The organism is Acuticoccus sp. MNP-M23 (genome assembly GCF_031195445.1).
In the GTDB taxonomy this organism is placed as follows: domain Bacteria; phylum Pseudomonadota; class Alphaproteobacteria; order Rhizobiales; family Amorphaceae; genus Acuticoccus.
In genome coordinates, this window is the sequence record NZ_CP133480.1 from 3981841 (window position 1) to 4008148 (window position 26308).

General features: G+C 64.0%; 30 protein-coding genes and 1 tRNA gene. 19 read left to right on the forward strand and 12 right to left on the reverse strand.

Features of this window, described 5'->3' with window-relative positions:
* Positions 1-53 precede the first annotated feature (53 nt).
* On the forward strand, positions 54-989 hold the full coding sequence (locus RDV64_RS18360; protein WP_309196411.1) for a LysR substrate-binding domain-containing protein: 936 nt from the start codon (positions 54-56) through the stop codon (positions 987-989).
* Positions 990-1091: 102 nt separating this feature from the next.
* On the opposite strand, the gene RDV64_RS18365 is transcribed toward RDV64_RS18360, so the two are convergent.
* A tRNA-Leu gene (locus RDV64_RS18365) sits at positions 1092-1176 on the reverse strand.
* A gap of 80 nt (positions 1177-1256) precedes the next feature.
* On the opposite strand from RDV64_RS18365, the gene lipB reads away from it, so the two are divergent.
* Positions 1257-1961, forward strand: a complete 705-nt coding sequence (lipB, locus tag RDV64_RS18370; RefSeq protein WP_309196412.1) for a lipoyl(octanoyl) transferase LipB — start codon at positions 1257-1259, stop codon at positions 1959-1961.
* Here the strand turns inward: lipB and RDV64_RS18375 are convergent.
* The 4 genes from RDV64_RS18375 to RDV64_RS18390 all read right to left on the reverse strand — a co-directional run bounded on the left by RDV64_RS18375 (position 1946) and on the right by RDV64_RS18390 (position 5602).
* Positions 1946-2908, reverse strand: coding sequence for an aldo/keto reductase (locus RDV64_RS18375; protein ID WP_309196413.1), 963 nt, complete (start codon positions 2906-2908; stop codon positions 1946-1948). The genes lipB and RDV64_RS18375 overlap by 16 nt on opposite strands.
* 32 nt (positions 2909-2940) lie before the next feature.
* Positions 2941-3696: an SDR family oxidoreductase gene (locus tag RDV64_RS18380; protein WP_309196414.1), complete on the reverse strand. Its 756-nt coding sequence runs from the start codon at positions 3694-3696 to the stop codon at positions 2941-2943.
* A gap of 63 nt (positions 3697-3759) precedes the next feature.
* Complete coding sequence (locus RDV64_RS18385) at positions 3760-4500, reverse strand: ATP-binding cassette domain-containing protein (protein ID WP_309196415.1); 741 nt, start codon at positions 4498-4500, stop codon at positions 3760-3762.
* A gap of 286 nt (positions 4501-4786) precedes the next feature.
* Entirely contained in the window at positions 4787-5602 is an 816-nt protein-coding gene (locus RDV64_RS18390) for a DUF502 domain-containing protein (protein ID WP_309196416.1), read from the reverse strand.
* A 175-nt stretch (positions 5603-5777) separates the two neighbouring features.
* On the opposite strand from RDV64_RS18390, the gene RDV64_RS18395 reads away from it, so the two are divergent.
* The 3 genes from RDV64_RS18395 (at position 5778) to RDV64_RS18405 (ending at position 7807) form a co-directional block, all read left to right on the forward strand.
* Positions 5778-6725, forward strand: a complete 948-nt coding sequence (locus RDV64_RS18395; RefSeq protein ID WP_309196417.1) for a cation diffusion facilitator family transporter — start codon at positions 5778-5780, stop codon at positions 6723-6725.
* A 55-nt stretch (positions 6726-6780) separates the two neighbouring features.
* Positions 6781-7197, forward strand: coding sequence for an NADH:ubiquinone oxidoreductase subunit NDUFA12 (locus tag RDV64_RS18400; protein WP_309196418.1), 417 nt, complete (start codon positions 6781-6783; stop codon positions 7195-7197).
* A 208-nt stretch (positions 7198-7405) separates the two neighbouring features.
* The gene (locus tag RDV64_RS18405; protein WP_309196419.1) at positions 7406-7807 is read left to right on the forward strand and encodes a cupin domain-containing protein; all 402 of its coding nucleotides are present in this window, start codon (positions 7406-7408) and stop codon (positions 7805-7807) included.
* Positions 7808-7834: 27 nt separating this feature from the next.
* On the opposite strand, the gene RDV64_RS18410 is transcribed toward RDV64_RS18405, so the two are convergent.
* Positions 7835-9805, reverse strand: coding sequence for a PAS domain S-box protein (locus RDV64_RS18410; protein WP_309196420.1), 1971 nt, complete (start codon positions 9803-9805; stop codon positions 7835-7837).
* 195 nt (positions 9806-10000) lie between these two features.
* Positions 10001-10705, reverse strand: a complete 705-nt coding sequence (locus tag RDV64_RS18415) for an SDR family oxidoreductase (RefSeq protein WP_309196421.1) — start codon at positions 10703-10705, stop codon at positions 10001-10003.
* A 229-nt stretch (positions 10706-10934) separates the two neighbouring features.
* On the opposite strand from RDV64_RS18415, the gene RDV64_RS18420 reads away from it, so the two are divergent.
* Entirely contained in the window at positions 10935-11594 is a 660-nt protein-coding gene (locus RDV64_RS18420) for a DUF308 domain-containing protein (protein ID WP_309196422.1), read from the forward strand.
* 76 nt (positions 11595-11670) lie between these two features.
* On the opposite strand, the gene RDV64_RS18425 is transcribed toward RDV64_RS18420, so the two are convergent.
* On the reverse strand, positions 11671-12342 hold the full coding sequence (locus RDV64_RS18425) for a haloacid dehalogenase type II (protein ID WP_309196423.1): 672 nt from the start codon (positions 12340-12342) through the stop codon (positions 11671-11673).
* 62 nt (positions 12343-12404) lie between these two features.
* Between RDV64_RS18425 and RDV64_RS18430 the strand changes: the two genes are divergently transcribed.
* A complete protein-coding gene (locus tag RDV64_RS18430; protein ID WP_309196424.1) occupies positions 12405-13268 on the forward strand; it encodes a branched-chain amino acid aminotransferase in 864 nt (287 codons plus the stop codon).
* A 150-nt stretch (positions 13269-13418) separates the two neighbouring features.
* Positions 13419-14015 (forward strand): superoxide dismutase, encoded by a 597-nt coding sequence (locus tag RDV64_RS18435; RefSeq protein ID WP_309196425.1) that lies wholly within the window; start codon positions 13419-13421, stop codon positions 14013-14015.
* Positions 14016-14154: 139 nt separating this feature from the next.
* Here the strand turns inward: RDV64_RS18435 and RDV64_RS18440 are convergent, their stop codons facing one another.
* The 3 genes from RDV64_RS18440 to msrB all read right to left on the reverse strand — a co-directional run bounded on the left by RDV64_RS18440 (position 14155) and on the right by msrB (position 17154).
* Positions 14155-14475, reverse strand: coding sequence for a hypothetical protein (locus tag RDV64_RS18440; RefSeq protein ID WP_309196426.1), 321 nt, complete (start codon positions 14473-14475; stop codon positions 14155-14157).
* A 163-nt stretch (positions 14476-14638) separates the two neighbouring features.
* On the reverse strand, positions 14639-16744 hold the full coding sequence (locus RDV64_RS18445; protein ID WP_309196427.1) for a S9 family peptidase: 2106 nt from the start codon (positions 16742-16744) through the stop codon (positions 14639-14641).
* Positions 16741-17154, reverse strand: coding sequence for a peptide-methionine (R)-S-oxide reductase MsrB (msrB, locus tag RDV64_RS18450; RefSeq protein ID WP_309196428.1), 414 nt, complete (start codon positions 17152-17154; stop codon positions 16741-16743). Before msrB ends, RDV64_RS18445 begins: the two co-directional genes overlap by 4 nt.
* A 125-nt stretch (positions 17155-17279) precedes the next feature.
* Here msrB and RDV64_RS18455 point away from each other — a divergent pair, with 125 nt between their 5' ends.
* From RDV64_RS18455 to RDV64_RS18490, 8 genes are all read left to right on the forward strand, one after another.
* The gene (locus RDV64_RS18455) at positions 17280-19601 is read left to right on the forward strand and encodes a putative monovalent cation/H+ antiporter subunit A (RefSeq protein ID WP_309196429.1); all 2322 of its coding nucleotides are present in this window, start codon (positions 17280-17282) and stop codon (positions 19599-19601) included.
* Between the two features lie 10 nt (positions 19602-19611).
* Positions 19612-20025: a Na+/H+ antiporter subunit B gene (locus RDV64_RS18460; RefSeq protein WP_309196430.1), complete on the forward strand. Its 414-nt coding sequence runs from the start codon at positions 19612-19614 to the stop codon at positions 20023-20025.
* Complete coding sequence (locus tag RDV64_RS18465) at positions 20025-20390, forward strand: Na+/H+ antiporter subunit C (protein WP_309196431.1); 366 nt, start codon at positions 20025-20027, stop codon at positions 20388-20390. The genes RDV64_RS18460 and RDV64_RS18465 overlap by 1 nt, the downstream gene beginning before the upstream one ends.
* Positions 20390-22000 carry a proton-conducting transporter membrane subunit gene (locus tag RDV64_RS18470; protein ID WP_309196432.1) on the forward strand — a complete coding sequence of 537 codons (1611 nt, stop codon included), beginning with the start codon at positions 20390-20392 and terminating at the stop codon, positions 21998-22000. Before RDV64_RS18465 ends, RDV64_RS18470 begins: the two co-directional genes overlap by 1 nt.
* A 1-nt stretch (position 22001) precedes the next feature.
* Positions 22002-22478, forward strand: coding sequence for a Na+/H+ antiporter subunit E (locus RDV64_RS18475; RefSeq protein ID WP_309196433.1), 477 nt, complete (start codon positions 22002-22004; stop codon positions 22476-22478).
* Entirely contained in the window at positions 22475-22798 is a 324-nt protein-coding gene (locus RDV64_RS18480; RefSeq protein ID WP_309196434.1) for a cation:proton antiporter, read from the forward strand. The genes RDV64_RS18475 and RDV64_RS18480 overlap by 4 nt, the downstream gene beginning before the upstream one ends.
* Positions 22785-23156 (forward strand): monovalent cation/H(+) antiporter subunit G, encoded by a 372-nt coding sequence (gene mnhG, locus RDV64_RS18485; protein WP_309196435.1) that lies wholly within the window; start codon positions 22785-22787, stop codon positions 23154-23156. The genes RDV64_RS18480 and mnhG overlap by 14 nt, the downstream gene beginning before the upstream one ends.
* Positions 23157-23485: 329 nt before the next feature.
* Positions 23486-23926 (forward strand): MucR family transcriptional regulator, encoded by a 441-nt coding sequence (locus RDV64_RS18490; RefSeq protein WP_309196436.1) that lies wholly within the window; start codon positions 23486-23488, stop codon positions 23924-23926.
* Between the two features lie 101 nt (positions 23927-24027).
* Here RDV64_RS18490 and RDV64_RS18495 read toward each other — a convergent pair whose 3' ends face one another.
* Complete coding sequence (locus RDV64_RS18495) at positions 24028-24510, reverse strand: hypothetical protein (protein ID WP_309196437.1); 483 nt, start codon at positions 24508-24510, stop codon at positions 24028-24030.
* Positions 24511-24683: 173 nt separating this feature from the next.
* Here RDV64_RS18495 and RDV64_RS18500 point away from each other — a divergent pair, with 173 nt between their 5' ends.
* From RDV64_RS18500 to RDV64_RS18510, 3 genes are all read left to right on the forward strand, one after another.
* Positions 24684-25004, forward strand: coding sequence for a helix-turn-helix domain-containing protein (locus RDV64_RS18500; RefSeq protein ID WP_309196438.1), 321 nt, complete (start codon positions 24684-24686; stop codon positions 25002-25004).
* Positions 25001-25789, forward strand: a complete 789-nt coding sequence (locus RDV64_RS18505) for a DUF6456 domain-containing protein (protein ID WP_309196439.1) — start codon at positions 25001-25003, stop codon at positions 25787-25789. The genes RDV64_RS18500 and RDV64_RS18505 overlap by 4 nt, the downstream gene beginning before the upstream one ends.
* Positions 25790-25885: 96 nt before the next feature.
* Positions 25886-26296, forward strand: coding sequence for a SufE family protein (locus RDV64_RS18510; protein ID WP_309196440.1), 411 nt, complete (start codon positions 25886-25888; stop codon positions 26294-26296).
* The last annotated feature ends 12 nt before the right edge of the window (positions 26297-26308 follow it).

The window sequence follows — 26308 nt, forward strand, 5'->3', positions numbered from 1 at the left end:
GACAACCGTCGCCGCCGGCACCACACTGTTGCTGAAATGAGGACAATCGGACGATGGACCGGATTGCGGCATTGCGGGCGTTCGTTGCGGTGGTGGACGAGGGCGGCTTCGCGGCAGCGGCGCGGGCACTGGGCCTGTCGCGCTCCGGCGTCAACCGGCTGGTGATGGGGCTGGAGGACCAGCTCGGCGCACAGTTGCTGACCCGCTCCACACGAAAGGTGAACCCGACGTCCACCGGTGCAGCGTTCCACACGAGGGCCGTGCGAATTCTGGAGGCGCTGGACGAGGCGGAGCGGGCCGTGCGCGCGGAGGACACCGAGGTCGGCGGTGAACTGGCAATCAGCGCTCCCGTCACCTTCGGTACGGCGCACATCGGTCCCCTGGTGGCCGAATTCATGGCACGGCATCCGGCCTTGCGTATCAGGCTGGACCTCAGCGACCGTGCAATCGACCTCATCGGCGACGGGTATGACCTTGCGGTGCGCATTGGTGCGCCGCGCGAGGACGTCAACCTTGTGGACTTCCGGGTGTGCCAGTCCCGTCTCGTCCTCTGCGCATCGCCGGACCTTGCCGCCGATCCGGCGCTGGCCGCCGGGCCGATGGCGCTGCGCACCTTGCCTTGCCTCGACTATGTGATTGCGGGTGAGGGGCGGCCGTGGCGCCTCGACGGGCCGGACGGGGCCGTGCGCGTGGCACCGAACCGGATGATGATCTCCAACAACGGCGAGGTGCTGCGCGACGCGGCGCTGGCCAGCCGGGGCATTGCCCAGCTGCCCACCTTCATCGTTGGTCCGGCGCTGGCCGACGGGCGGCTTGTGGAGATCCTGCCCGGCTGGACCGCGCCGACGCTGACGCTGGCCGTGGTTTCCCCGCCGGCGCGGCATCTTTCCGCCAAGGTGCGGTTGTTCACCGATTTTGTGATGGAGCGGTTTGGCGATGTGCCGCCATGGGCAGCCGAGCCACCATGCGGCCGAGAGGCTGGAGCATGAATGGCTGAGGTGCCTGCTCGCAGCGAACCGGTTGCACGAAATGTGCGCTGAACCGGGCTCTCAATTTTTTTCGGAGGATCCGAATACCATCGTAAGAGCCGATGGTGCGGTCGAGAAGACTCGAACTTCCACGGGTTGCCCCACAGCGACCTCAACGCTGCGCGTCTACCAATTCCGCCACGACCGCGTCGGATGGCGGCTGAGTAGCAGCCTCTTGCAGGCCTTTCAAGCGGCGCGTCGCCGGTTTAAGCCGATCAGATGAAACAAATGAAGTTGTCCCCAGCCTCGTGGCAGATCAGTGACACTCTGGTGCCGTACCCGGCCGCGGTGGCCGCGATGGATGCGCGGGCCGGCGCCATTGCCGACGGGACAGCCGGGGAGGCGGTGTGGCTTGTGGAGCATCCGCCCTGTTACACCGCAGGCACCAGCGCCAATGGCGCCGACCTTGTGGCGCCAGATCGCTTCCCGGTGTTCCGGACGGGGCGGGGCGGGCAGTACACCTACCATGGCCCCGGCCAGCGCGTGGCCTACGCCATGCTGGACCTGCGCGCCCGCGGGCGCGATGTGCGCGCCTACGTTCAGAACCTTGAAGGATGGCTGATCGACACGCTGGCCGCGTTCGGCGTGGACGGGGAGCGGCGCGAGGGGCGCGTCGGCGTCTGGGTGCGCCGGGGCGGCGGCCGCGAGGACAAGATTGCCGCCATTGGCGTGCGCGTGAAACGCTGGGTGACGCTGCACGGCATCTCGCTCAACGTGGAGCCGGACCTGTCCCATTTTACCGGCATCGTCCCCTGCGGCATTCGCGAGCACGGGGTGACGAGCCTTGTGGACCTTGGCCGGGTGGTCACGATGGCGGAGGTGGACCAGGCGCTGCGCCGTACGTTCGAGGCGCGCTTTGGCGCAGCGGTGCTGAACGATGGCCCGGCGCTGATGCCCCGGGCCACCATTGAGGCCGATCAGCCGGGCTTGTAGTCCCGGTTGGCTTCGGGGTCGTCCACGGTAAAGGGCAGGGCAAGGAGCTTGTCCCACGCATCGGCGGGGATGGACTGTTCCGCCCAAGCCTGCGTCTGCGCCACGCGTTCCGGCTTGGTCACGCCGATGATGGTGGAGCCGACCCGCGGGTCGCGCATGGAAAATTGCAGCGCAGCGGCGCCCATGGGCACGCCCGCTTCGGCGCAGATCGCTTCGATCTTGCGGACCGGGGCGAGGGCTTCGTCGTCAACGTCGGTGTAGGCGATCTTCTTCACGTCCTGGCTGCCCTTGGCAAGCACGCCGCCGGAGAAGGGCGCTGCGTTGAGGACGGTCATGCCTTCGGCGGCCGCGTAGTCGAACATCTCCTGCGCGGCGCGGTTGATGAGGGTGAAGCGGTTGTGGCTGATCAGGCAGTCGAACGGGCGGCTCTTCAGCATCGGGAACATGATGTCGAGGTTGCCCATGGCGAGACCGACGGCGTCGACGAGCCCCTCTTCCTTCAGCTTGAACAGCTCATCCAGCGCGCCGCCCTTCTCGGTGATCTCGTCGAGGCTGCGGCAATATTCGGGGTCGTGCAAATGGAGGATCTGGATCCGCTCCACGCCCAGCGTCTTCAGGCTCTCCTCGAAGGATTTGCGCACGCGCGCCGCGTCGAGCCGGTTGTCCGACATGTCCCGGTCGATCTTGGTGGAGATGACGAACCCGTCCGGAATACCGCCGCGCTCGCGGATCACATGGCCGACGCGCTCCTCGCTGCGGCCGGCGCCGTAGTTGCGCGAGGTGTCGAGGACGTTCGCCGCCCCGTCGAAGATCGCATGGACGGTGGCGTAGGCGCGCTCCTCATCCACGGAATAGCCGTAAGTATCGGGCATGGAGCCGAGGCCGGAGGTGCCGAACGCCAGGTCCGTCACTTCGACGCTGGTCTTGCCGACGCGGGTTTTTTTCATCGTCTTTCCTCTTGTCGTGATCGAGCGGCGGTTCAGATCGAGCCGGCTTCGACCATGTAGTTGTTGGCGCTGCACATGGCAGCGTCGTCGGACGCCAGGAACACCACCATCCGCGCGACATAGACCGGCTCGACGAGGTCGGGCAGGCACTGGCGGTTGCGGTGCTTCTCCAGCGCCTCGGGGGTTGCCCACAGCTCTTTTTGCCGGTCGGTCATGATCCAGCCGGGTACCACGGTGTTGACGCGGATGCGATGGTCGCCAAGGTCTCGCGCCATGGTGCGGGTGAGGCCGTGGACCGCCGCCTTTGCGGTGGCGTAGACGGGAAAGCCGCCGCCTGCCTCCCACCACGAGTTGGACCCGAGGTTGATGATGGAGCCGCCACCGGCCTCGATCATCCCCGGCGCCACGGCCTGGATGGCGAAGAACATGTGGCGCAGGTTGGTCGCAATCCGGTCGTCCCAATATTCTGCGGTCACGTCCTTCCAGTCGTGCCGGTCGTCCCTTGCCGCATTGTTGACGAGGACGGTTGCGGGGCCGAGGCGCTCGGCCAGTGCCGCAAAGGCGGCCTTCACGGCGTCGATGTCGCGCAGATCGCAGATCTCGAAGGTGACGTCACCTTCGAGGCGCGTTGTCAGCGCCTCGGAGCCGGGGCGATCCATGTCGATGAAGCCGACTCTGGCGCCCTGGGCGGCGAATGCGGCGACGGTTTCGGCGCCGATGCCACCGGCGCCGCCGGTGATGAACACGGTCTTGCCCTTGAGGCTCGGATAATTGGCAAATTGCGGCATGGGCCGTCCTGTGGTTTCAGCGTTTGAAAATGGCTTTGACCCCTCCAGCGGGGGAAGGCCGGGTCAGGCGTGTTCAATGGCGCCGGTGATGAGGCCCGTGACCTCTTCGGGGCTCGACTGGCCAATGGGCTTGTCGGCCACCTTTCGGCCACGGCGCAGCACCGCCACACGGTCGCAGACGCCGAACACATCCGGCATGCGGTGGGAGACCAGAACCACGGCGTGGTTGGTCTCTTTCAGGCGGCGGATGAGGCCGAGCACTTCGGCGACCTGCCGCACCGAGATGGCGGCGGTGGGCTCGTCCATCAGCACCAGCTTTGGATCGGACAGGCGCGTTCTGGCAATGGCCACCGCCTGCCGCTGACCGCCCGACATCTGCTTGACGAGGTCGCGCGGCCGGGTCTCCGACTTCAGCTCCTCGAAAAGGTCGGCGGACCTGTCCACCATCGCCTTGTGGTCGAGGACGCGGAACGGCCAGATGCCGCGCTTGATCTCACGGCCCAGAAACACGTTGCCGGCGGCCGTGAGATTATCGCACAGGGCAAGGTCCTGGTAGACGATCTCGATACCATGGTCGCGCGCATCGATGGGGCGGGCCATTTTCACGTCGCGGTCGTTGATGCGGATGGTGCCGCTGGTGGGCGGGAAATTACCGGCGATGATCTTCATCAGCGTCGACTTGCCGGCGCCGTTGTCGCCCATCAGGCCGACTGCCTCGCCAGCCTCGATGGTAAGATCGACGCCCTGCAGCGCGTGGATCGCGCCGAACTGCTTGGTGATGTTGTTGAGCTGGACCAAGCTCATCGGGCTCTCCTTGGGATGCGCACTTCTGGCAGGCGCACCATGTTGGGGCGATTCACCAAGGAGGGCGGTCACGGCCCAGGGGCGCCGTTGGCCGGAGCCCGCGGCGCTCTTGCACCCCGTGCGTGTCCACGGCGTGACACCGCTGCACTGACGCACGACCCTCCCGGCGGATCGTTATCGTTGTTTGGCAGCAGCTTAGCGGGTCGGCGGCCTGACGCGGAAGCGGTATTTTGCGATTATCCGACTGCAAGCAATTTGCGCCCGGTCCGCGCCGGGCGCAGCCGCATCACGACTTCGGCGGTGCCTTGGGCGGCCGGGGGGAGTTCGTCGGCGTTTCAGGCGGCAGCGATGCGGGACCGACCTTTCCCTTGGGCACCGGGGCAATGGCGTCCGCGGCGCTGTCGGGCGGCGTCTTCGCCTCGCCGCTGCGCGTGACCATGGTGGGCGTCTCGCTTTGCGCCTTGCGGATCTTGCCCATGTAGTCCGGCGCTGTCACGCCCATGGAAACATAGATGTTGGTGAGCCCCTCGACACCGAAATCGGCCGCCCGCACCCATTCGGCCGGCAGAAAGAAGAGGCCGCCGCCAAAGGGCACCGGCGCGGTGGGTACCATCACCACATGATAGAGCGATCCCTCGATGGTGATGGTTTCGGAGGTTGGCATCAGACCGAGGATGGCAGTGCGCCGCTCATCGGAAAAGAAGCACCACACCGGGCTCATGGACTGGACGTCCACGTCGTCGCGCCGCTCCAGAAGCTGAACGAAGCGCACGAGCGTCTTGTAGATGGTGCCGACCAGCGGAACGCGGCCCAGCGTTTCCTCGAAGAACTGGCTCCACAGCCGGCGCAGGCGTGACTGGACGAGAAGCCCGATCATGTAGAGGGCGGCACACACCAGCGCGACGCCGATGGCGTAGGCCAGATTGTCGTCAACCACGAAAGCGCCGAGCTTTGCGACCCCGCGGCCGAAACTGGACCCCGGCCCCAGATAGGCGGCGATGTAGGATGCGATCCAGCCAATCAGCGCGAAGGTGATGATGATCGGCAGGACGGCCAGCAATCCGGTCGCGATGGGCCGCACGATGCGGAGTATAAACTTCATGACATTCTCCATCCGCGGAAACCCGTTGCGGGATGCGGCCGTGTAAGATCGGGCATGCGACCCGCAGCAAGAGTCTTGCATGGTTGATACCGCTCTGTGACGGAACGCCTCAACCACCCAAGCCGTTCTCAAATAACGCAATCAGGCCCGCACCGGCGATAAAGGTTTTTAAAACATGGCAGCAAAAGGCAACAAGACGATTATCTACGCGGCGCTCGGGGCCAATGCGGCCATTGCCGTGACCAAATTCGTCGCCAGCGCCATTACGGGATCTTCGGCCATGTTCGCCGAGGCGATCCACTCCCTCGTCGACACCGGCAACCAGGGGCTCCTGCTGTTCGGCCTCCGGCAGGCCAAGCGGCCGGCAAGCCCGGAGCACCCGTTCGGCCACGGCAAGGACCTATATTTCTACTCCTTCATGGTCGCGATCATCATTTTCGGCGCTGGTGCCGGCTTCGCGGCGTTCGAGGGGATCGAGAAGCTTCTCCATCCGGGTGCGGTTGAGGTCTCGTGGATCAACTATGCGGTGCTGGGTGCCGCGTTCCTGTTCGAGTTGTTTGCATGGTCGCTGGCGCTGAAGGAATTCAACAAGGTCCGCGGTGACCGCGGGGTGCTTGAGACCGTTCGCCGCTCCAAGGATCCGACGCTCTTCACCGTGCTGTTCGAGGATACGGCAGCGATGGTGGGCCTCATTGTCGCGTTCATCGGCATTCTGGCGGCCAACATCACTGGCAATCCGCTCTACGATGCTCTGGGCACGCTCGCGATTGCCGCGGTTCTGGCCCTGACGGCAGTGTTCCTGGCCATCGAGACCAAGGGGCTGCTGGTCGGCGAGGCGGCGGATCCGAAGCTGGTGGCCGAGCTGCGGGCGCTGGTTCAGGCCGAGCCCGCCATCGAGACCGTCAACGAGCTTCTCACCATGCACTTTGGCCCGCACGAGATTCTGGTGACCGTTTCGGCCGACTTCCGCAACGATCTCACCGCCGAAGAGGTGGAAGACGTTGTCGCGGCGCTCGATACCAAGATCAAGGCGGCTGCGCCGGATGTGCGCCGTCTGTTCGTGCAGGCGATGGACCGGGCGGACCACCGTCGTGCGAGGCTTGCACAGGCTGCCGATGCGTGAGAATGACCGGCCGTTAGCGCTTTACTTCCGGGCGCGGATTGCTTAGCGATTTCCCATGGCACAGACACGTCTTCAGCGATTGATTCAGGTGTTCGCATGGTGGGACAGCACCACCTACGGCACGTCGTTCACCACGTGGCTGCGCGGTGAATCCGTCGGCACCGATGAGTTCGGCAACCGCTATTTCCGCACCAAGAAGGGCAAGGTCGACGCCGCGCTTGGCGTCGAACGCCGCTGGGTGATCTATAACGGCCCAACCGATCCGACCGCCATTCCGGGTGGCTGGTACCGGTGGATGCATCACTTGAGCGCCACCCCGCCAGACGGCAACTACACCCCGCGCGAGTGGCAGCAGCCCCACAGGCCGAACCCCACCGGAACGCCGGATGCATACCGGCCCAAAGGCTCGATCCTGCGGCCCGACCCGGAGATCGGCATCTCCAAGGGGTACGACGCCTGGACCCCGAACTGACCCAGACCTGAAAGAATGCCGGCCTTCCCGCCGGCATTTTTTTGTCGAGGCGGGTGTTCCTCTTCTCAATAAAAACGAGACGGACTGGCCACTCTTGAGCACTGCTGCGCCATCGCCCAAACTCGGCCCGCAGCGGGCACCGCAGTTTGCCGTGCAACTGCCCCGTGCGAACAAGCGGCGGATCGCCGATAATCTGGAGGAATGCGTTTTGAAGATCACTCGTTGCGGAGAGGCTCCCTCTGTCCGGGCACCGGCCGATGCGTTCACCGGCGTTGTGTGGCAGAACCCGATCAACACCGCGCCGGACCCCGCCCGCGTCGGCTCCGCTCTGGTCACGTTTCTTCCCGGCGCGCGCACCTTCTGGCATCATCACCCCTTGGGGCAGACGCTCTACATCACGCAGGGGACAGGCTGGTTTCAGACCGAAGGTGAGGCGCGCGTGGAAATCCGTGCCGGCGACGTGATCTGGATCCCGCCCCACGAAAAGCACTGGCATGGCGCGACCGACACGACCACCATGTCCCACCTTGCGATGCACGAGCGGGACGGGACATCCCACGTCACCTGGCTTGAACCGGTCTCCGACGAGGACTACCTCGCCAACGCCTGAGCGCGGTCAGCAGAGCGGGGCGCCTTGCTAGAGGCGGCCCGACCAGGGCTCGGAGCGCAAGGCGATGCCGATGGCATCGCCAAGCTCGTGCAGGCGGTAGGGCTTGCGCAGGATGTTGATGCGCGAGATCGCAACGTCCGTCGGGAGCTGGACACCTTCATTGTAGCCGGTGGTCAGGAGCACGGGCATTGCCGGGCGCAGTTTGGCTGACTGGCGGGCAAGCACGGTGCCGCTGATGCCGCCGGGCATGGAAATATCGGTGAACAGAAGGTCGATGTTGCAGTCGCTGCGGATGATCGCAAGCGCCTCTTCGCCGCTGGACGCACGGATCACCCGGTAGCAGAGCGCCTCCAGCATCCGCGCCACGTTTTCGCGTACCGTCGGCTCGTCCTCGACAATCAGAACAACCTCGCCCATGCCGTCGCCGATGACCTCGTCGGGCAGGGCAGGGGCGATGGTGCGCGCGTTTCCGCGAGGCAGGTAGAGGCGCACGGTGGTCCCCTCATCAGGCGCCGACGAGACCGAAATGTGGCCGCCGCTCTGCTTGATGAAGCCGTGGACCATGCTGAGGCCGAGCCCGGTGCCCTCCGCCTTGGTGGTGAAAAAGGGCTCGAAGATCCGCTTGCGGACCGATTCGCTCATGCCTTTGCCATTGTCCGTGATGTCGAGCACCACATAGGCCCCGGGGGCAAGCTCGGGCGGATCGATGGCAGGCTCGTCGCCGATCATCTGCTGCGTCGTGACAATGTCGATCTGCCCGCCGGTGCCGATCGGCATGGCGGCGGATGCATTGATGCACACATTGAGAATGGTGGATTCCAGAAGGCCCGGATCCAGTGAAACGGTGGCATCACGCACGCCGAACGTCACCTGAAGCTCGCAGTTTGCGGCGACGGCGTGGCGCAGCATCGGCAGCATTTTGTTGAGGAATGCATCCAGCTCGAGCCGCTCGGCGCGCAGCTTCTGCCGGCGCGAGAAGGTGAGCATCTGGCTCACCAGTTCCTGGCCGCGCTGACCCGAGGCACGGCACATGTGGACAAGCTCGCGCAGCTGCGGTGCGTCAGGCAGCTTGCGGTCGATCAGGTCGAGACTGCCGATGATGATGGTCAGGATGTTGTTGAAGTCGTGCGCGATCCCGCCTGTCATCTTGCCGAGAGCATCGAGGCGGACGGCCCGGTTAAAGTCGGCGTCGGAAATCAGCCGTTCGGCAATGTCGTAGCTGACCTGCAAGATGAGGTCGGCAGTGCCTTCCGGCTGTCCGAGGAGGGACCATGTGGACATGACGGAGAGAAACTGCCCGCTGCGCGTGGTGTGACGCAGCCGCCCGGTCCACCGCCCGTCGACGCAGGTGCGCAGCGCCGCTTCCCGCCAGTCGCTATCGTCGAGAATATTGAGTTCGCCGAGCGGACGGCCGACGGCTTCTTCGCCGCTGTATCCGTAACGCTCTGCGGCCTTGCGGTTCCACAGGACGATCCGGCCATCCACGTCGTGGACGATCACCGCTTCTTGCGTGTTGTCGAGCAGCCCGCGGTAGAAGGCTTCGTCGTGGCTGCGGACGTGGCGGTCCGTCACGTCGCGCAAGATGGCAACGAAATGCTTCGTCGACCCATCGGCATCGGCAACGGGGGTGATGTCGAATTCAGCCCACCAGGCCTCGCCGGTGTTCCTCAGAAACTCCACATCGTATCGGCCGGGCTTGCCGCTGGCGAGATTGGTTTCGAGGCGGCGAAGGGTCTCCCGAGCGGTGCCGGGACCCTGAAAAGCCAGATGCGAGCAGCCGAGAACCTCATCGGCGCTGTACCCGGTCAGTGCAGTGTAGGCGCGGTTGGCAAACACGATGCGATAATCGGCGTCGTCCAGCAGCGAACCCTGGAACAGAAAGACGGCATCGGAGACAGCATCGAGCGACGCGATCAGAAAATCAGACGAGGACGAGCGACCGCGATCGGACCCGTCTCCGCTGAAATCGTGCAACCGGCTGCCTAGGTCGTGGTGCATGAAAGACGGAACCCCCGGATCCGCGTAGCCACATTTACAATAATAATATAAATCAAACTCGGCTCAGTCCGCTGCAGAGCAGCATTAATATTGGATACAATGCCCGATAGAAGGAGTTAATCCAACTATTTCAAAATTTGTGCATTATTTTTGCCTTCCATATGGCAAATGCGTCAAATCAACGATTGGAGAGGATCAGACCGACCGCGTCAAACCCCCGTCAATGCGCAGATTCTGGCCGGTCATGTAGGCACCGTCCGGCGATGCCAGCCAGCCGATCAGTGATGAAACCTCGGACGTTCTGGCGTAGCGGCCCAACGGAATACGGGCTTTGCGATCCTCCTTCTCGGGGAGGCTGTCTACAAAACCGGGCAAAATGTTGTTCATCCGCACGTTCTTTGCCGCAAAATTGTCGCAAAAAAGCTTGGTAAATGCCGCAAGTCCGGCGCGGAACACGCCGGACGTCGGGAACAGCGGGTCGGGCTCGAAGGCGGCGAACGTCGAGATGTTGATGATGGCACCGCCGCCGCCTGCTTCCATCACAGGCGCAACAAGGCGCGTCGCGCGGATGACGTTGAGGAGATAGACCTCCATTCCCGTGTGCCAGTCTTCATCCGAAATCTCGAGCACCGGGCCTTTCGGACCATGGCCTGCGGAATTTACCAGAACGTCGATCCGGCCCCACCGCGCCTTCGCGCCATCGACCAGCCGCGCAATGTCAGAATTTTCGCGGTTGGAGCCGGTCACGCCGAAACCGCCAAGCTCTTCACCGAGCGCTTCGCCCTTGCCGGACGACGACAGGATGCCGACCCTGAAGCCGTCGGCGCTGAGCCGGCGGGCTGCATCAGCGCCCATCCCGCTGCCGCCTGCCGTGATCAGGGCCACCTTCGGTTCGGCCATTCGTCCGCTTCCCTCTCCGGGTTTTCATCAAGGCAAAAACTCTGCCTCGGTCGGTTTCATTTTATCGCTGCGGCAAAGCGCGGACAATAGCAAACCGAACGGCACGATTTGACAGTTTGCGCTTGACCGACACACGGTGACGCCGTTGACCCATGTCTGTGAACAACAGTCGGTCATGCGCGAGAAGCCCGGGTCAGGGCAGCGTGTGCCGGCAGGCAAGGATCCCAAGATGAGCACGAATGAAATTACGGTCCGCGATCCACTTTATGGCGACCTCACCACAACCTGGAAATGGATGCTGGGGCTGGGTGTCCTCATGGCGGTCCTCGGGGTGATCGGGCTTGGCATGACCTACTGGCTGACGATCCTGTCTGTCGTCTGGTTCGGCATCCTTGCCCTGATCGGCGGGATTGCGCAGCTGATCGACGCCTTCAAGTGCTCGGGCTGGAAGTCGGTCGCGTCGCACGTTCTTGTCGGCCTTCTGTATCTTGCCGCAGGCGTGGTGCTGATTGCGATGCCGGTGCAGAGCGCGTGGTGGCTGACGCTGATGATCGGCGCTGTCTTCGTGGTGACGGGCGTCCTGCGCATCGTCATGGCGCTTCAGATGCGCGGGCACGGTTCGGCCACGGTCTGGCTGGTCCTGTCCGGTCTCATCTCGATCGGTCTTGGCGTGATGATCTATTACATCGTGGATCTGCCCACCACCGAGGCGATGGCGAGCCTTGACGGCGCTCGGGGATGGTTCGAGGCGTGGGGCTGGGTGATCGGCATGTTCGTGGCGTTGGAATTCATCGTTCACGGTGCGGCGCTGGTTGCGCTGGCCCTTGCGGCCCGTGCGCGGCTGGACAGCAGCGAGCCCCCGGCAGGCGGCACGGCCGCAACGGCCTGACGCTTCTTCCGCCGGCACACCGGCAACAATTTTGAGGGGCGGCGCCGCAGAGAACGCGGCGCCGCCCGTTTCGCGTTCAGGCCCGTTCCAGGCCCGTGAGCGTGGACAGCGTGACAGACGGCGAAAGGTCGAAATACTCGTCCGGTTCGCCAGCGCGGTTGATCCACACTGTGCGAAAGCCGAAGGCGCTGGCCCCGGCAATGTCCCACCGGTTGGACGACTGGAACGAGACCCGGTCGGCAAACACGCGGAACCGCGTCGTCACCAGCTCGTAGACCGCGGGCAGAGGCTTGTAGCTCTCCAGCGGATCGACGGAGACGACATCGTCCAGAAGCTCGCCGATCCGTGCGGCATGAACCGCCATCTCCAGCATGGCCGGCGAGCCGTTGGACAGGATCGCGGTTTTTGCGCCGTTCTGGCGCAAGGTGGTCAGAACGTCGATCACCTCCGGGTAGGCGTCGAGCGTGCGGTAGGCATCGAGCAACGCCTCGCGCATGTCGCGCGGCGCGGACGGAACCTTGGCAAAGGCGGTGTCCAGCGCATCCTCGGTCAGCGCCCAGAAATCCCGGTACTGGCCGCAGAGCGCGCGGGTCCACGAATATTCGAGTTGCTTGGCGCGCCAGATGGCGGACAGCTCTGCCCCGTCCGGACCCATCTCGCCGGCGTATTTGCGGACCGCGGCATGAACGTCGAACAGGGTGCCGTAGGCATCGAAAACATACACGGGATAGCGCGCGACAGTCGTCATGGTCTTTCCCCCTTGAAGGCGTCGTCCTACACCAGAGCGGACAGAAAGTAAGGACGTTGGGCATGGTGGATTGGTCTGAGACGTGGACCTGGATGGACGGCAGGTGGTTTTCCGGCAATGAGCCGATCCTCGGCCCGCGCAGCCATGCGTTCTGGCTGGGTTCCTCGGTCTTCGACGGCGCAAGGGCCTTCGAGGGGGTGACACCGGACCTTGGGCTGCACATGGAGCGGGTCAACAGCTCGGCCAGGGCGCTGGGGCTGCGCGCATTCGTCGATGTCGGCCAGATGGTGGAGCTGGTTGCCGAAGGGCGGGAGCGGTTCGCCAAGAACACCCCGCTCTACATCCGCCCGATGTATTTTGCCGAAAATGGCGGCCCGTCCGCCGTTGCGCCGGACGTTTCGTCCACACGCTTTCTGATGTGCCTTTACGAAACGCCGATGCCGACGCCGGAGCCCGGCAGCGGCGCGTCGATCACGGTGTCGCCCTTCCGGCGACCGACAATCGAAACCATGCCGACCAACGCCAAGGCCGGCTGCCTTTACCCCAACAACGCGCGGGCGCTTCAGCAGGCGCGCGACAAGGGCTTCGACAACGCTCTGGTGCTCGACATGGCCGGCAACGTGGCCGAGCTTGCCACATCCAACATCTTCCTGGTCAAGGACGGTGTGGTGGCAACGCCGGTGCCGAACCGGACCTTTCTGGCGGGAATCACCCGGCTTCGGGTGATCGAGCTTTTGCGCGCGACGGGCATGCAGGTGGAGGAGCGGACGCTCTCGGTGGCCGATTTCATGGGGGCGGACGAAATTTTCTCGACCGGGAATTACGCCAAGGTGATGCCGGTTGCGAAGATCGAGGACCGTACCCTAGCGCCGGGCCGCGTCTTCCAGCTCGCACGGGACCTTTATTGGGAGTATGCCCATGCCTGAGACTGATCGCTGACGCCGCCGCCTGTCCGTGCCGCGCCGTGTCTGAACCGGGTCCTTTCACAAGGGCTTAGTTGATCCGCGACGCACAGGGACTAGATGTGCGACGAGAAGACCCCGTCGCTCCGGCGACATAGACCTTGGAGGCCCCCTGTGGCGTTTCAACTGCCTGACCTTCCCTACGCTTACGATGCACTTGCGCCGTACATGTCTGCCGAAACCCTCGAGTTCCATCACGACAAGCACCACCAGGCTTACGTGACCAACGGCTCCAAGCTGCTGGAGGGCTCCGGCCTCGAAAACGATTCGCTCGAAGAGATCGTGAAGAAGAGCTTCGGCACCAATGTCGGCCTCTTCAACAATGCCGGCCAGCACTACAACCACATCCATTTCTGGAAGTGGATGACCCCCAATGGCGGCAAGTCCACCATGCCGGGCGAGCTGGAAAAGAAAATCGAGGCCGATCTCGGCGGCTACGACAAGGCGAAGGCGGATTTCCTGGCCGCTGGCGCCGGTCAGTTCGGGTCCGGCTGGGCCTGGATTGCGCTCAAGGACGGCAAGCTGGAAATCATGAAGACGCCGAACGGCGAGAACCCGCTGGTGCATGGCGCAACGCCGCTGCTGGGCGTCGATGTGTGGGAGCACTCCTATTACATCGACTACCGCAACGCCCGCCCGAAATACCTGGAAGCCTGGTTCGACAACCTGGTGAACTGGGAATACGTGGCCGAGCTGCACAGCGCGGCGTAAGGCGCATTTGCGGCGGGTTCGTCCCGCCGCTTTGCAGCCTTGAAGCCAGACGAAAAAAGGGCGGGATGCACCGGCATCCCGCCCTTTTGACGTTCTGGCGTTCAGGCCCCGCGCAGTGCGCCGGGGCCCGTGCCATCGGCTAGAAGCGCGGCTGGCACGAGTTCTGGCGCAGCGGCGGGCCGACTTCGCCCGCTGCGTAGGCGCGCCAGCCTTCGCAATCGGCGATGGAGGGGAAGCAGCCCACGAACGAGACGTGGGAGTTGCCGACGAAACCGTTGACGACCCCGGCAACGCGTCCGATCACCGGGGCGTTGGGATTGCGCGAGCAGTTGGGCGTGATGGGCCCGATCTGCATCATCAGCATCATCTTGTCGGTGTCCGCGCGTGCGGCGGTCGCTCCGGTGCCGAGAGCGGCTGCAACCACGGCTGCGGACAGAAGACCACCAAAAATACGTTTCATTTCAAAGCTTCCTTTCGTTGCCGCAAAGGCGATGCGGCTTGATGGTCCGGATATGGTCCGCCCCCAATTGGATGAAAGACGGACCGTCTCGCGAACCGCCGCCTCTGTGATCGGCGTCATAAAGCGGGCGAATGCCAAACCAGTTTCCTCGCAGATGAATTTGTCACGCGTCCAGCGCCGACAGGATGAACGCCTGCACCAGCGCAATTTCCTCCAGCCGGCGGAAGCGCCCGGACGCTCCGCCATGGCCGGCTTCCATGTTGGTCTTGAGGAGGATGAGCGGGTCGTTGGTGGCGCTGGCCCTGAGGCGGGCCACCCACTTTGCCGGCTCCCAGTAGGTGACGCGGGGGTCCGACACCCCCGCCAGCACCAGCATGGCCGGGTAGGGCTGGGCGCTCACATTATCGACCGGCGAATAGGACCGGATGCGGGCAAATGCGGCTTCGTCGCGGATCGGGTCGCCCCATTCGGGCCATTCGGGCGGGGTGAGGGGGAGCGTGTCGTCCAGCATGGTGGTGAGGACATCCACAAACGGGACCTCTGCCACGATGGCGCCGAAGCGGTCCGGCGCGCGGTTGGCAACAGCGCCCATCAAGAGCCCGCCGGCCGACCCGCCCTGCGCAGCAATCCGGCCCTTTGCGGTATAGCCGCGCTCGATCAGATGGTCCGCAACGGCGACAAAATCGGAAAAGGTGTTCTCCTTGTGCTCGCGCCGGCCGTTGGCGTACCAGGCGAACCCCTTGTCCATCCCGCCGCGGACATGGGCGATGGCATAGACGAAGCCGCGGTCCACCAGCCCCAGCGCATTGGCGTTGAAGCTTGCCGGGATCGTGATCCCGTAGGCGCCGTAGCCGTAAAGAAGGAGCGGTGCGGAGCCGTCGATCTTCGTATCGGCACGGTGAAACAGGCTGACCGGCACCAGCGCACCGTCGGCCGCCGGCGCCATGAAACGGCGCGTGACGTAGTTGCCGGGTTCATGGCCGCAGGGCAGGGTCTGACGCTTGCGCAGCCGCCGCTCGCGCGTGGAAAGGTCGTAGTCCCACACTTCGCTCGGTGTCGTCATCGACGAATAGGTGAAGCGCAGCGTGTCGGTCTTGAACTCGTGCCCCTCAGAAAGGCCCAGCGAATAGGCCTCCTCGTCGAATGCGATGCGGTGCTCGTCGCCATCCAGCAGGCGGCGGATGACGATCCGCGGCAGCGCGTTCTCACGCTCCAGCCAGACGAGGTAGCCCTCGAACACGATCATCGACACGATGAGGATGCCAGGGCGGTGGGGGACGATGTCCTCCCAGTTCTCGCGGCCCGGCGCATCCACCGGCGCGCGGACGATGCGGAAATCCTCCGCATCGCGGTTGGTGCGGATGAACAGCGTTTCGTCGTTGTGGGCGACGTCGTATTCCTCGCCCTCGATGCGCGGGGCGACCACGATGGGCGTGCCGCCGGGGTCGTGGGCAGCCAGGAGGCGGACTTCCGAGGTCTGGTGATCGTGGCTGTCGATCACCAGCCAGCCACCCGACAAGGTGCGGTGCACCGAAACGAAGAAGCCCGGATCGCTCTCCTCGAAGACCGTGCGCCGCGTATCCCCGAGCGCCTGCGCGATGACGCGCGCGGGCCTGTGGTTGTCGTCCAGCTCCACGGCAAACACCGTGCGGGTGTCTGCGGCAAAGGCGATGGACGGGGTGACGCGCTCCATCAGGATTTCGTCGCGCCCGGTGCGCAGATTGCGCATGGCAAGCGTGAACAGCTCGCCGCCGGAGCGGTCGGCGGTCCACGCCAGCGTGTCGTGGTCCGGCGCATGCATGGCGGAACCGAGGCGGAAATAGCCCTCGTCGAGCGCCTCGCGGTTGGCGTCGAGCAGGATTTCGGGATCCTGCGGCGGCGCCTCGTCCGTGGCAGCTTCACCGACGGCGCGCGGGAAGCGGACGAGACACGGCTGCTCGGCCCCGTGGCTGAATGTCGCCCCGTAGGCGAACGGGCCGTCCACGATGGGAACGCTCCAGTCGTCTTCCGCAATCCGGCCGCGCAGCTCGGCGACCAGCGTCTCGCGCAGATCTTTCAGCGGCTCCAGAACCGTGGCGGCATAGGTGTTCTCATCGTCCAGATAGCCGGCGATATCGTCCTGCAGAACGTCCGGGTCGGCCATCACCTCGCGCCAGTTGTCGGCGCGAAGCCAGGCGTAGGGGTCCTCGAACGTCACACCGTGACGGACCTGATGGGATGGGTGCGGGGTGGCGAGAGGGATCTCGCCGGCATGTTTGTCGAGTTTCATTCGTCCGGCTTAAAATCGAGGGCAACTCCGTTCATGCAATAGCGCAATCCGGTGGGTTGTGGACCATCGGGGAAAACGTGGCCCAGATGCGCGTCGCACTTTGCGCAGCGCGTCTCCACCCGGCGCATGAACAGCGAACGGTCTTCATGGTCTTCCACAGCCTCGTCCGAGACCGGGGCGGTGAAGCTGGGCCATCCCGTGCCCGATTCGAACTTTGCGTCGGTGCGGAACAGCGGTTCGCCGCAACACACACATGTGAAGGTTCCGTCCCTTTTCTCGTCGTTCAGCGGGCTCGTAAACGCACGCTCCGTGCCGTGTTTGCGGGCAACGCGGTATTGTTCGGGCGTCAGCTCGGCCTTCCATTGCGCGTCGCTCTTACGAATCTTGTCGTGGGTATCCTGATCTGCCATGGGGTAATTTTCCTTTTTCGTCTCTGTTATGTGCGACGTGTTGGGAATTGGTTGTCTCTTGGCCTCGGGCCTTGTTCCGTGCGAGCTATAACGCGCTGATCCCGGTTTATGCGAAAGGTGCGTTGTTGACGCCGTTTGCCCCCCAATCTCTGCTCTGGCTGTCGCTGGCGCCTTTCATTGCCGCCCTGGTTGCGCCCACGCTGGTTCGTATGACCGGCGCTGCCGCGGGATGGCTGCTTGCCGTCGTGCCCGCACTGCTCTTCGTGTTCTATGCCGGGCTGGTGCCCGACATCGCGCACGGCGAACGCTTTACATATGGGGTCGACTGGGCGCCCAGTCTCGGGGTTCGTTACGCGCATGTGATTGACGGATTGTCGCTGACCTTCGCGCTGCTGATCACCGGCATCGGCACCGCCATCGTCATTTACGCCGGCGGCTACCTCAAAGGCTACGCCCACCAGGGCCGTTTCATGATGTATCTGCTGCTGTTCATGGGCTCCATGCTGGGGCTCGTGGTGGCGGACGATCTCATCACGCTGTTCGTTTTCTACGAGCTGACGTCGATCACGTCGTTTCTGCTCATCGGGTTCGACCACAAGCGGGAGGCGGCGCGGCGCGCGGCGGTTCAGGCACTTGTGATCACGGGCGGGGGCGGGCTGGCACTTCTGGCGGGGCTCGTCCTGATGCGGCTCGTGTCGGGCGAAACCAGCGTCACCGGCCTCTTTGCGGCGCCTGACGTGCTGCGCGACGCGCCGGCCTACACCGCCATTGCAATTCTCGTCATCCTCGGCGCCTTCACCAAGAGTGCGCAGGTGCCGTTCCACTCTTGGCTTCCCAATGCCATGGAGGCGCCGACGCCGGTTTCGGCCTATCTCCACTCGGCCACCATGGTGAAGGCCGGCGTCTTCGTTCTGATGCGCTTCACGCCGGTTCTCGGCGGCACGGCCCTGTGGGAAGGCACGCTGACGCTGTTTGGCGGGCTTACCTTCCTCACCGGCGTCATTCTGGGGGTGCGGCAAACCGACCTGAAGCAGATCCTCGCCTACACCACCGTCGCCTCGCTGGGTCTTCTGGTGATGCTTGTGGGGGTGGGGACCGCGTATGCCATTGCGGGCGCGGTGCTCTATCTCATCGCCCACGCGCTCTTCAAGGGTGGCCTTTTCATGGTTGCCGGCGCCATCGACCACGAGACAGGCACGCGCGACATCACGGTGCTGGGCGGCCTTGCTTCAAAAATGCCGATCACGCTTGTGGCCGCGGTTCTGGCGTGCCTTTCCATGGCCGGTCTGCCGCCGTTCATCGGCTTTGTGGCCAAGGAAGTGCTTTATGACGGCGTGTGGAAGGCGGGCGGCATTTCGCCAGTCACCATTGCAGCGCTGGTCGGCAACGCTTTGATGTTCGCCATTGCGGCCGCGGTTCTCCTGCCCTTTTTCCGCCGCCCCGGCGAAATGCCGAAGAAGCCGCACGAGGCGCCGCTCTCCCTGTGGCTGGGGCCGCTGGTGCTGGCGGTCATCGGCCTTCTGGGCGCGCTGCTGCTGCATGACACCATGGAGCTGATCGTTCTGCCCATGGCGAGCGCCGTCGCCGGCACGCCCCTGACGCTGGACGTCCATCTCATTCCTTCATCGTTGAAGCCGCCCGTGGTGCTGACGCTGATCACCATTGCCTCCGGTATTGTTCTGTTCGCGCTGTTCGGGCGGATGCGTTCAGGCATCGCACGCGGCCTGACGGCAATCGGCTGGGGGCCGGACCGCGGGTTCGACCAGGCGATGTCCGCTCTGGTGCGCGGTGCCTTCGCAATCACCCGCGTCATCCAGCCGGGCACGATGCGTTTTTACGTATCGTTCGTGTTCGCGGTGCTGGCGATCACGCTTCTGGTGCCGCCGTTCCTCGACGGATTGCCGACACTGGAGTTCATCGGGACGATGCCCGAGACCTACCATTTTGCGGTCTTCGCCATTGCGATTGTGGGTCTTCTGATCGTCATTCGCGCCAAGACGCGGCTGGTGGCCATCGTGTCACTCGGCGTGCAGGGCGTGATGGTGGCGCTGATATTCATGCTTTACGGCGCGCCTGACCTCTCGTTCACGCAGTTCATGGTGGAAACGCTTTCGGTGGTGATCCTCGCGTTGGTGATGACCAAGCTCGACCTTCAGGCGAGCGATCACCGTTCGCCGTGGCGCGCCACCAAGGATGGCGTGATTGCCAGCCTGTGCGGCATCGGCTTCGCGCTGATGCTGTTCCAGGTGGTGCAGCGACCGTTCGACACGCGCCTGTCGGACTTCTTCCTCAAATACGCCTACGATATTGCCCACGGCGCGAACGTCGTGAACGTCATCCTGGTCGACTTCCGTGCGCTGGATACGCTGGGTGAAGTTGCGGTCGTGATGGGGGCGGGGCTCGCGATCCTCGCGCTCATCCGCGTGCGTCCGAAAACCGCTCGATGAGTGCGCTGACATGAGTACGCTGATTTTCCGCACCACCGCGCCGTACATCACGGCGCTGATGGTTCTGTTCTCCATCTTCGTCCTCTTGCGGGGTCACAACGAGCCCGGTGGAGGGTTCATTGGCGGGCTGATTGCCGCGTCGGCGATTGCCATCTACGGCATCGCCTACGGCGTGGAGGCGGTCCGCCGTGCTCTCTACATCCACCCCAATGCGCTGGCGGGTGTGGGGCTTGCCATGTCTGCGCTGGCGGGCATTGCTGCCGTGTTTGCGGGCAAGCCGCTGCTGACAGGCCTTTGGTTCATCACGGAATTCGGGGGCATGGAGGTGCCACTGTCCAGCGTCCTGGTGTTCGATGTGGGCGTCTATCTGGTGGTCGTCGGGTCCGTCGCCTCCATTGCGCTCGCGCTGGAGGAGAACGACTGATGGAAACCATCTTCTGCGTTCTGGTCGGGATCTTCTTTGCCGCCGGCATCTACCTGATGCTGTCGCCGCGCTTCGTGCGGATTCTCCTCGGCATCTCCATCTTCGGCAATGCGGTGAACCTTCTCATCTTCACCACCGGGCGGCTGACCGAGGCTGCGCCCCCGGTGCTGGGCTCGGCCGCAGCATGGCGGGCGGCCAACCCGCTGCCGCAGGCGCTGATCCTCACCGCCATCGTGATTGCGTTCTCGTTCTTCGCCTTCCTGCTTGTGCTCGCCTACCGCGCCTACGAATCGCTCGACACGGACGATGTGGACGAGATGCGCCTTGCCGAACCCAAGCCCGTACGACCGCCGCTCGGATATTGATGGTGCCACGTTTCGCGTTTCTTCTCGCCGGGCTTTTCGCGCTCAGCCCATCCGCCGCCCTGGCCGCCAGCGATGCGGTGGACAAGGCCGACGCCATGCTGACCGGGGCGACCCCGCTGTTTGCATGGCTTGTGGTGGTGCCCATCGTTCTGCCGCTTCTTGGCGCAGGCGTGCTTCTGGCGCTGCGCAGCAAGCCGCAGATCCAGGCCGGCGCCACGTTGTTCATCCTGGCGCTGACAACGCTGGGCGCCATCGGTCTCAACGCCGCCGTTGCGATCAACGGGCCGATCATGATGGCCATGGGCAACTGGCTGCCGCCGTTCGGCATCGTCGTCACCATCGATCAGCTGGGGGCGCTTCTGGTTCTGGTGACGTCGCTCGTCGGCCTCATCGGGCTGGGTTATGCCCGCTTTGACACCGACGAAGACAGCGTCCAGTTCGGCTTCTACAGCTTTTATCTGTTGCTGATCACGGGGGTGAACGGGTCGTTCTCCACCGGGGATATCTTCAACCTCTATGTCTGGTTCGAGGTGTTCCTGATCGCGTCGTTCGGCCTTCTGATCATGGGCGGACGCCGGATCCAGATGGACGGCGCGGTGAAGTACGGCGTCCTCAACCTCATCGCCACGACCATCTTCCTCATTGCAGTTGCTGCCCTTTACGGGGTGACCGGCACGCTCAACATGGCCGATATCCGCACCGTGCTGGCGTCTGCAGACGTGGCGCCGCCCATGGCAATCGGTGCGCTGTTCGTGCTCGGCTTCGTCATGAAGGCGGCGGCGTTTCCGCTGCATTTCTGGCTGCCGGCGTCCTATCACACGCCGCGCATCGTGGTGGCGGCGCTGTTTGCGGGCCTGCTCACCAAGGTCGGCGTCTATGCGCTCCTGCGCATTGTCGTGATGCTGTTCGGCACGGCAGGCTCGGTCTTCCTGCCGCTGATCGGGGTTCTGGGCGTTCTGACCGCAGTGCTTGGCGCGCTCGGCGCATTGGCGCAGACGGACCTTCGGCGCATGGCGGCGTTTCTGGTGGTGTCCGGCATCGGTGTCGCGCTGATCGGCATCGGGCTCGGCTCGGAGGCGGGCTACGCGGGCGCCATCGTCTACATGGTGCACTCCATCTTTGCGATGACCGCGCTGTTCCTGGTGATTGGCCTTTGCGAGCGGCTGACCGGCTCGCTCAGCCTTGCCATGCCGGGCGGCATCTACACCGTCAACGGGCTGGCCGCGGCGCTGTTCCTGATCTTCGGCTTTGCCGCCGCCGGCCTGCCGCCATTCTCGGGCTTCTGGCCCAAGCTGATGCTGATCCAGGCATCGCTGGCGACCGGCGGAACCATGGCGATTGCGGGCGCGGTCGGCGTGATCCTCAGCGGTTTCCTCACCACCATCGTCATCGGCCGGGCCTGGGCGCTGACCTTCCTCAAGCCCGCAGAGGGGCCAGAGCGGCCGGCAGGGGATGCTGCGGGCCTCAGCGCCCCGCTGGTGCTGCTGGCGGCGATCATCATCGGCCTCGGGATCGTGCCGATGCTGGTGATCGCGCCGGCGGAGGAGGGCGCGCGCGGGCTGATCGATCCGTCGTCCTATATCGAAACTGTTCTTGGGCAGGAGGGCTGAGATGGCGACCATACTGGTCAATCTGGTGCTGGCGCTCGCCTGGTGCGCCGTCACCGGGTCCTTTGCCCTGCTCAATCTTCTGTTCGGCTTTGTGCTCGGCGGCATCTCGCTGAGCCTCATTCGCGAGCAGGTCGGCTCGGTCGGCTATTTCCGCCAACTGATTCGCGCCGTGGAGCTGTCACTCATCTTCATCTGGGAGCTGGTGAAAAGCTCCGTCAACGTTGCGTGGATCGTGCTGAAGCCGTCGCAGAGCCTGCGGCCCGCCATCATCGCCTTCCCGATCGAGGTGGAGACGGACGCGGAAAAAACGCTTCTTGCCAATCTCATCACGCTGACGCCGGGCACGCTGTCCATGGACATCTCGGACGATGGCAAGACGCTCTTCGTCCACTGCATCGACGCCGAGGACCCGGCGACGATCATCGCCGACATCAAGAGCACCTTCGAGCGACGGATTGAAAAGGTATTCCACCCATGAGCGGTCAAGAGTTCCTCGACATTGCGCTCACGATCACATTCTTCGTGCTGTCGCTGTCCTTTGCACTGATTGTGGTGCGCATCGTCCGCGGTCCGAGCCTGCCGGACCGGATCCTTGCGCTGGATCTGCTGGTTGCCGTGGCCATCGGCTATATCGCGGCGTTCGGCATCGTCACCGGCTTCAGCATCTACGTGGACATTGCCATTGCGCTTGGCCTGGTCGGCTTCCTGTCGACCATTGCGCTGGCGCGATTCGTTCTGCGGCGGGGCGACATGGCCCTGGCCCGCGATATGGAGGAGACCATGCGTGCCGGGAAGTGAAATCATCCTCTACGTCACAGGAACGCTGTGCATCATCGGCGCCGTCTTCACGCTTATCGCAGCGATTGGCGTTCTGCGTCTGAATGATCTTTACATGCGGATGCACGCGGCGTCGAAAGCTGGAACACTGGGCTCCTGCGTGATTCTGATTGCTATCGCGATCTTCTCTGGGGAAAGCGAAATTGTCCTGCGTGCGCTCGCTGGCGTCATTTTCTTTTTGCTAACTGCACCAATCTCAGCGCATCTGCTTGCGCGTGCGGCCTACACTGTCGGGTATCAGCCATGCAGTTTGACAACAAGTGATGCTCTGTCTGAAGCCGGGAAGTCTTTGAGTTCGGCAAAGACTGATAGTCATTAGCGCGATCATCTAACAATTTGTTCGTGCTGGGACTTATCGGCAAAACCCCCAGCTGGGCTGAGTTTTTCCGTTCTTTTAAATCCCACAATTGCTCGAATTTGCTCTGCAAAAATCGACTGGAATTGCAACCAAAGAGCAAAAGCCGGCGCTCTTTAGTTGTTGGGTTCACTTGGGACTCACGCTCCTGCGACTATGAGGGAGCGTGAAAAATCATGATGGGATCTTGTCACGAAGTGTCGGAGGGAATAGATACGCGTTCAACACCGAGACCGTACAGTTAAAACGTGCTGCCTCAATTGAACCTGTCCAAATACACGCACGAGTGACAAATGTCTGAACAGACGCACGATTCGAATCTTATTGATTTGGCCGCTGACATCGTGTCGGCCTATGTGAGCAACAATTCGGTATCGTCGCACGATCTTCCCGACCTGATTTCGGACGTGTTCGCCGCATTGCAAAAGACCAATGGTGTCGAGCCCGAGCCCGAGCCCGAGCCTTTGAAGCCGGCAGTGTCGATCAAGAAATCGATCACCCCCGAATATTTGATCTGTCTTGAAGACGGCAAGAAGTTCAAGTCGCTCAAGCGCCACCTGCGCACCCATTACAACCTGTCGCCGGAAGAATATCGCGACCGCTGGAACCTGCCGGCCGACTACCCGATGGTCGCCCCCAGCTACGCAGCGGCCCGTTCCGAGCTTGCCAAGCGCATGGGTCTTGGCCAGCAGCGCAAGAAGCCGACCTCCGGTCGCGGCAGCCGCTCCAACTGAGGAGCGTTGCGGGCGGGCTGGCGCAAACGCGCCGTCCACCCCGTCAGACCAGGCGGCGCCTGCTGCAAGCCGCAGGCACCGGATTCAATCGCCTTCGCAGCTCATGCTGCGGGGGCGTTTTGCTGTGGGGCGGACGACGCAGCACGCCCGGGCGCCGGTGCGGCACCGCGCGCTGCCCGAGCCGCATCCTTGACCATCTGCGCGAGCGCCAGGTGGCGCGACAGATCGTATCCGTCATAGCCGCCGCGGCCGAGGGCCCGCTCGCGTCGCAGTCGCTGGCGGAGCTGGGCCAGATGCCGCGATGCCGCAGACTGCCGGACAGCGGCATTCGTGCCAGCGCCGCGAGCGTCCTGAAAATCCCGCTCTATTCTCGACGCAATACGATAAGCCTCAGCCCTGGCGCCATTGGCGAGGGCGAGACCTTCGGTTGAGTTTTTGCCGTCGTGACGCATGCTTCTTCCTCGGGTGTTGTGATCAACCGAGGATAGAAAACCCTGCACCTGCGGGGACAACTTATGCAGTGCCAACGAGAAGATCTGCTCCGGGTCACCATATTTGGCGATAGATTTTATCAACGGTTGCATCAAACTTATCCCCGGTCTTTCGTCCCAACTTTAAATTGTAGTGTGTCGGTGGAGCAATTGTCCGCCTTCGAGGGGGGAAAGGCCGAGTGATGCATATCAGTGAGTTGGCAACGGTCGACGCGGCACCAATGCGTCTTCCGCGTAAACTGGTGGATCGACGGACAGTCCGGCAGATGATCGAGGTGACAGTTGCCGCCGCCTTCGATCTTCCGGTGGAAGAACTGAGCGCGAAAACACGCAGGGCAGCACCAATAGCATTTGCACGTCAGATTTCGATGTATTGCGCCCATGTGACGTTCGGCTGGTCGCTGACCGAAGCCGGCGCGGTGTTCGACAGGGACCGGACCACCGCGGCCCACGCCTGCCGCGTGGTGGAGGACCGGCGCGACGATGCAAGGGTCGACAAGGTTGTGGCAAGCGTGGAGGGGGCCCTCAACCATTGGCTCTTCGCCATCGAGGGCTGCCGCGCGGTCGAGCCGGGAGACCAGCGATGAGGCGCGAATTTGCCCGCGCGCTCAAGCTGATCGGTGAGCGTCATGCCGAGACGACCCGCGGCGGTGCGCTGCATCTGACTTCGCCGCGCGAGGGCGAGGTGGTGGTGGCTGCCGCCGACGTGGCCACCATGGTCAGCGAAGGGTTGCTGGCGCGGGTGCGCGGCCAGGTGCAGCGAACCGGGGCAGGGCGGTCCTACCTCCGCAGGGCCCTCGCAAGCGCTGCCGATGAGCCGTTTCTGGCGCAGCACCGCGAAATTGAAATCCGCCACCTGCCTGGCGACAGGCCGGGAGATGAAAGCGTGAGGGTCGCCGCCAACGCGGCCGAAAGTCCGCTCGCCTGGCTTGCCACCCGGAAGGGCCGCAATGGCGCACCACTCCTGACGGACACCCAGCGCCGGGCCGGGGAACGGCTGGCACGCGACTACGCCCGCGGCCACCACAGCGACCGTGTGACACAGTCCTGGGATGCGTCCTGCGTCCGGGGGTCTGCGCGGCGGGACGGGATGTCCGCCAGCGAAGGGGCGCTGCAGTCACGCCGCAGGGTGGAGGCGGCGCTTGGCGCCGTTGGTGACGGCCTCGCCGACGTGCTTGTCGCCGTCTGTTGCGAAGAGATCGGTCTGGAGGCTGCGGAAAAACGCCTCGGTTGGCCCCAGCGCAGCGGCAAGGTGGTGCTGAAGCTTGCGCTCGACAGGCTGGGCGCTCACTACGGGCTGTCGGAGGGGGCCGTGGGCAATGGCGCGCGCACCGTTCACTGGGGCGCGGCGGACTACCGGCCCAAGGGCTGAGCGCCTGCCCGCCGGCGACCGGCGCCATGGTCCTCACGTCACACCTGTTTGTGGTTCGGCCGGGCGCGGATTATGTGTGGGATATCGAAGAGGTTTATGATGGCCAGTCCCCAGGAAATTGCAGAAACGTTCGAGCTGATTGAGGATTGGGAAGAGCGCTACCGCTACGTGATTGAGCTGGGCAAGGAACTGCCCCCGCTTGCACCCGAGCTGAAAACCGACGGCACCAAGGTGGAAGGTTGCGTCAGCCAGGTCTGGCTGATGTCGCGGATTCGCGACGGGCACCTGTTCCTGTCGGGCGACAGCGACGCAATGATCGTGCGCGGGCTCGTTGCCATCCTCATCGCCTTTTATGAGGGGCGTGCGGTGGAGGATGTCGCAGCGCTGGACGTGAACGGCTACCTCAAGCGCCTTCAGCTTGACGATCACCTCACCCCGCAGCGCTCCAACGGCCTTGCCTCGATGGTCCGCCGGATTCGGGCCGACGCAACGCATCTGGCGGCCTGAACGCCCGTTTCG